This is a genomic window from Methanomassiliicoccales archaeon (assembly GCA_026394375.1).
Lineage (GTDB): Archaea > Thermoplasmatota > Thermoplasmata > Methanomassiliicoccales > UBA472 > JAJRAL01.
The window spans coordinates 1-5,315 of the sequence record JAPKYJ010000023.1 but is presented as its reverse complement, the minus strand read 5'-3'; the positions used below and the strand labels follow the sequence as shown (position 1 = coordinate 5,315).

General features: G+C 58.1%; 6 protein-coding genes. 1 reads left to right on the top strand and 5 read right to left on the bottom strand.

Annotation, left to right across the window (positions count from 1 at the left end; genetic code table 11):
• The 4 genes from NT137_06330 to NT137_06315 form a co-directional block, all read right to left on the bottom strand.
• Positions 1-193 (bottom strand): hypothetical protein (locus NT137_06330; protein MCX6652951.1); only part of this gene is annotated, 193 nt, incomplete at its 3' end.
• A gap of 268 nt (positions 194-461) precedes the next feature.
• Entirely contained in the window at positions 462-1,268 is an 807-nt protein-coding gene (locus NT137_06325) for a winged helix-turn-helix domain-containing protein (GenBank protein MCX6652950.1), read from the bottom strand.
• Between the two features lie 77 nt (positions 1,269-1,345).
• Positions 1,346-2,488, bottom strand: coding sequence for a glutamate 5-kinase (gene proB, locus NT137_06320; protein ID MCX6652949.1), 1,143 nt, complete (start codon positions 2,486-2,488; stop codon positions 1,346-1,348).
• A 35-nt stretch (positions 2,489-2,523) separates the two neighbouring features.
• Positions 2,524-3,813, bottom strand: a complete 1,290-nt coding sequence (locus tag NT137_06315; GenBank protein MCX6652948.1) for a glutamate-5-semialdehyde dehydrogenase — start codon at positions 3,811-3,813, stop codon at positions 2,524-2,526.
• Between the two features lie 152 nt (positions 3,814-3,965).
• Here NT137_06315 and NT137_06310 point away from each other — a divergent pair, with 152 nt between their 5' ends.
• Positions 3,966-4,502: a DUF308 domain-containing protein gene (locus NT137_06310; protein MCX6652947.1), complete on the top strand. Its 537-nt coding sequence runs from the start codon at positions 3,966-3,968 to the stop codon at positions 4,500-4,502.
• A gap of 43 nt (positions 4,503-4,545) precedes the next feature.
• Here NT137_06310 and NT137_06305 read toward each other — a convergent pair whose 3' ends face one another.
• Positions 4,546-4,962 (bottom strand): hypothetical protein, encoded by a 417-nt coding sequence (locus NT137_06305; protein MCX6652946.1) that lies wholly within the window; start codon positions 4,960-4,962, stop codon positions 4,546-4,548.
• Positions 4,963-5,315: the final 353 nt, after the last annotated feature.

The following is a 5,315-nucleotide window of genomic DNA, read 5'->3' as shown; positions in this document are numbered from 1 at the left end:
CCATGGCCTTCTGTCCGGCTATGAAGCCTTCCGCGTACTTCCTTGGGTCAGAGCACCATTCGGCGTAGGTGGTCGGGGTGCTCAGCAGCCTGCGCTGCACGCCGGTGGCGATCGGATAGGCCGTGAGACGGTCGACCGGCTGATCGCCCAATGATGCCACGACCCGGTTTATGTGTGTCATTGAGTTTGCCATTCTTGTCCTCCTTCTTCGGAACGGCACGTCCGCGCGAGCGTCCGCAATGATCATCACGCCGGAGATGACCGTCGTTCACTAGGCAACGCACGCCAGAGGGGGTGGGTCGGCCTTGGTCGCCCTTCTTGAGCGAACGGTCATCACTATGAGTGGGCGGAACGTGTCACTCTAGGAGATTATTGGTCGTTCGTCATACTTGAATGTTAGTTTGCTAGACTAGACTATACCTAAGTGCGATGCCAGCCTACGAATGAAATGAAGAACGACCTTATTTCCCTGGATTCCTGCCCATCCCGCCGAGCCCCTCGGCGAAGCGCTGCAGCCCTTCGAGCGCGGCCAAGCCTTTGGCGGTGACGGAGTAGCTGCGCCTACGGCGATTGGCTCGGATGTACTCCGCTTCGCGTAGCGCCTTCAAATGGAACTGCAAGTGCCCCGTCTTCAGGTCCAGTGCTCGGGAAATCGCGGTGAAGCTCATCTCCTCCCGCGCCAGCATCTTGAGGATCTCGATGCGGTAGTGATTGGATAAGGGAGCGATGAGCTCCGAGACGACCTTCGCTTCCAGCTCCCTGGGCTGCTTCCTCCGGTGGTCGGAGAAGAAATGGCCTTGAGAGGATAGCCTCGAGAATCCTGTCTCTGGTTGAATATAGTCGCGGAACATGAGGTTGTCCGAGATGGAGAAGAGCACCTTGATCTGATGCATCGTCTCCAGAGTGTTGCGGGAGCATTTCCGGTCCCTGCAAAGCGTGCCCTTTCCGGTAAGGTCCGCTTCCATTTCCTCCAAGATGTTCACGGCCCCACCGATGTCCTCTCTCTGGAACGCGACCAAGGTATCGCCCCGCATCTCGTCAAGGCGCAGCATGCACTCTTGCTTGTTCTCACATGAGGAGGATTCGACGATCCTCTGTCTGCCGGAGTCGAAGAAGGTGTTGCTGTTCTCCCCGAATATCGATTGGATCTGCTCATAGAGCGCCTTCTTGTAGTCGTCGTAGCGCACCCGATTGAGGGCGTCGTTGAACGACTCCATGCTGCGCCTGATCTCCTCCAATTTGGCCATGAGCGCTTCGTCGTCGGCCACGGTGCTCCCTTCCAGTATAGAGAAATATTAATGGCACTAAATAAGAGTTCTCAAGCCGGTATCAAGAATGCAGGGGCTCAGTGATCAAGAAGCACGAGATTGCCCTTGGTGACGATGACCTTGCTATTGCTCACTTTGTCGATGCCATTGGCTTTCTCGGCCCGGCAATGCTCGATGAGCTTAGGCATCTCGTTAGAGGAGAAGTTGACCATGCCCTTGGCGAAGGCGTTGATGCGCACCACCTCGCCCTTCTTGAACCGGCCCTGGAAAGAGACGATCCCGCAGGGCAGGAGGCTCTTGCCTTGCCGGAGGGCTCGTTCCGCACCTTCGTCGATGAGCAGTTTGCCTCTGGGGGCGGCGAACAGTATCCAGCGCTCCTTGTTGCTGTATCTAGCTCGGGCGGTGAAGAGGGTTCCGATCTCTTCCCCTTCCACCACGCGAACGATGACGTTCTTCGTGCGGCCATGGGCGATGATCATGCTGCACCCGGAGGCCATGGCCATCTTGGCGGCGTTGATCTTGCTCTTCATGCCGCCGACGGAGCGGTCCGATCTGCTAGTCCCCGCCATGCGCTCGATGTCCTTGGTGATCTCATCCACGGTGCTGAGGAGCCTGGCATCCGGATCCGCCTCCGGGTTTCGATCGTAAAGCCCTTGAACGTCGGTGAGCAGTATGAGCAGGTCCGCGTCCATCTTACTCGCCACCAGGGCGGAGAGCTTGTCGTTGTCGCCGAAGACCTCTTCGATCTCGTCGGTGGATATCACGTCGTTCTCGTTGACCACCGGCACCACGCCCAGGCGGAACATCTCGTCGATAGCCTTTCTCAGATTGAGATAGCGTATGCGGTCCGAGAACGCTCCATACGTAAGGAGCACTTGCCCCACAGTGCGATCATGGCGCTTGAAGGCGTCCCGCCAGGCCATCATGAGCGTCGCCTGGCCCACCGCGGCACAGGCCTGCTTCATAGCCACGTCCTTCTGCTTTCCGTTCAGGCCCAGCTCGGAGGAACCGGAGCCGATGGCGCCGGAGGTGACGATGATGGTCTGTACGCCCTTGGCGGCCAGGTCCATGACCTGCCTTGCCACGTCGTCCAGATAGTCCTGGTCCACCGTCCCCATGGAGGTGCAGATGGTGTTGGTGCCGATCTTGACGACCGTCCGTTTGGGGTTCAGCTCCCTCATATTCATCTCCCTTTCGACGCCTCTATGCCCGTCCCTCATGCCATCTCCGTTTATTTATTCGAGCCTCATTGGCCTCACGATAACCGGCGGTGCGTGAACCTCTTCCCCTTCTCGCCCACGTAATCGGCCACTATCTGGCCAGTCCCGGAGAGCTTCCACTTGTAGATGGTCAGCCCCTCCAGGCCTACCGGGCCGCGGGCGTGCGTCTTGTTGGTGGATATCCCCACCTCCGCCCCCAAGCCGTAGCGATAGCCGTCGGCGAAGCGGGTGGAGCAGTTCCACATGACCGAAGAGGAATCGACCTCCTGCATGAACTTGCGCGCCTTGCCTTCATTGGAGGTGATTATGGCGTCCGTATGATGCGAGCCGTACCGATTGATGTGGTCCACCGCCGCTTCCAGCGAGCTCACCACCTTCACGCTCAGGATTAGGTCGTTGTACTCTGCGGACCAGTCCTCCTCGGACGCCGGCTTCTCATCGATTATGGCCAGGGTGGCATCATCACCGCGCAGCTCGACCCCGGCCTCCTCATATCTGGCCGCCATCTTTGGCAGGAAGGATATGGCAATGTCCTTGTGCACCAGGAGCGTTTCCATGGCGTTGCAGACCGCCGGATACTGCACCTTGGCATCGTAGCAGATTCGCATGGCCATTTCCAGTTCCGCGTCCTCGTCCACGTAGGTGTGGCAGATGCCAGCCGCATGTCCCAGGACCGGTATCTTGGTCGAGGATTGGATGGAGCGGACGAGCTCGTTCGAGCCCCTGGGAATGATCAGATCGATGAGGTCGTCGTGCCTGAGCAGTTCTCGGAACTCCTCCCTGGTGGAGAGCAGTTGCACCGCGTCCTCGAACCTCTTGTCCACTGTGAGTATGGCAGATGACATGCAGTTGGTCAGAACCTCATTGGTGCGGCTAGCCTCGGAACCGCCCTTCAGCAGGACGGCGTTCCCGGACTTCAGGCACAAGGAAGAGATCTGGACCAGAGCATCGGGGCGGGATTCGAATACCACCCCGATGACGCCTATGGGACAGGAGACCTTCTCCAGCACCAATCCCCGGTCCAATTCGGTCCGCGAGAGCACTCGGCCGATCGGGTCCTCCTGTTCTTCGAGGGAAGCAAGCGACTGCATCGACTCCTGCACCTTCCCGGCGTCGTATCTCAGGCGTTTAATCAGGGCACTGGCCAGTCCAGCGGCTTGAGCGTCCTTGAGGTCCTGCCGGTTCGCTTCCACGATCTTCGATCGCGCGGACCGCAAGGCATTGGCTATCGCCCTCAGGGCCTCGTTCCTCCTCTCTAGGGGAACGCTCTGCAATCTGAAGGAAGCCCGCTTGCTCTTCTCCGCCGCCTCTCTGACCGTCGCCATGGCAAGCGATAGCATTCCGCGATAGGGAATAAGGCTTTCGCTGCTCCGACCAGGAAAGGCAAGTATCCTCGATTGCGGCCATATGTTTTTTATATACTCATCCCATATCATTTCCAGACGCGGCTTGACCGCACGACGAGGGATGTATTCATATGAAGCATTGGTCTTGGAGGATTCTGTTCGGCTTCGTAGCGGTGCTCTTCGGCGTCATCGCATTGGCGGTGCCGAAGATGACCGGGGAAGCGGTGGTCTATGTATTCGGATTGCTCCTGCTGTTCTCCAGCATATTCATGCTGGCTAGCGGCCTGTTGGCCAAGGACACGCAGAATAGGCGCTTGCTCATGCTCCTCGAGGGATTGGTCACTTTGACCATCGGTCTGCTCTTCATCTTCTGGACCTCGGCATCGTTGGTAGTGATGGTCTACCTGCTGGCGGCCTGGATGTTGATCTTCGGCATACTTGAGCTCCTGGTGGGTGTCACCCTGCCCAAGAATATCGCCTGGATCTTCGGCAAGAACTCCAAGATGCTCCTGTTCATCGGAGGCTTGCTTTCCGTTATCGTGGGAGTGCTGCTCTTCGCCTTCCCGGGGGACGGCATCATAGCGGTGGTCTGGGTGGTAGGCATCTACGCCGTCGTCATCGGCATGCTCAACCTCATCGGCGGGATGATGGGCGCCACCTCGACATAAGAAAAACGGATGGGGGCGCAAGCCCCTTTTCTATATTCTTCTATCATTTTCCCTCTCTACCGAGAAACTTCTCTCTCCTGGCAAAGAGGTAAGCGATGAAGAAGAGTGGTAGCACCAGCCCCAAGATCGCCGACGATTGCACTGCCACCGCTGCCCAGATGTCGAAGGCGATGGTCCCTGCGCTCAGGAGCATCGTTCCCCAGAATCCCCATGCCCTCATCATCCAGATGCCCATGGAGGTGATGATTCCGAGCACGCCGATGACCAAGAACATGATCAGTATGAGGTCCATGATTCCGGAGGACACTGGACGATCTAGTCCGGGCCCGAACCCGGATGCCACGGAGAATGCCAGCACTAGACGCAGAAACCCTTGGAACAGGCCGAGCCAGGCCACTGCGATCGTTCCTCTCGTCCGAGTGCGTCTTGGCTGCGCCTGAGGATCTTCAGCGGATGTCATCGTTCCCGTGCGGGCATTGCGCCTCTTCGATTTATAAGATGGGTCGCCAGAAAACCCTCGATTTCAATCGTGGGATGAATGGCGATGAAGTTTAAACATCAGACGACCATGCATAGTACCAGGAAGTTTCCAGACACCTCGCAAGGGGTAAGGCACTCTCCACCTGGGAGAGAAAGACGGTTGAAGCTCTGGGCTAGAACTTCATCGCTCCATCGGGCACGGGACTGGCAACGGTCTGCGGGAAAGGCATTGGAACGCTCCCGATGGAGTAGGCCGCCGTGGCAGATGCCACCCTGCTTTGCAAGCAGGAGTCAGCCGACCGAATGTAGCGTGCCGTGACACCTTGGATAAGG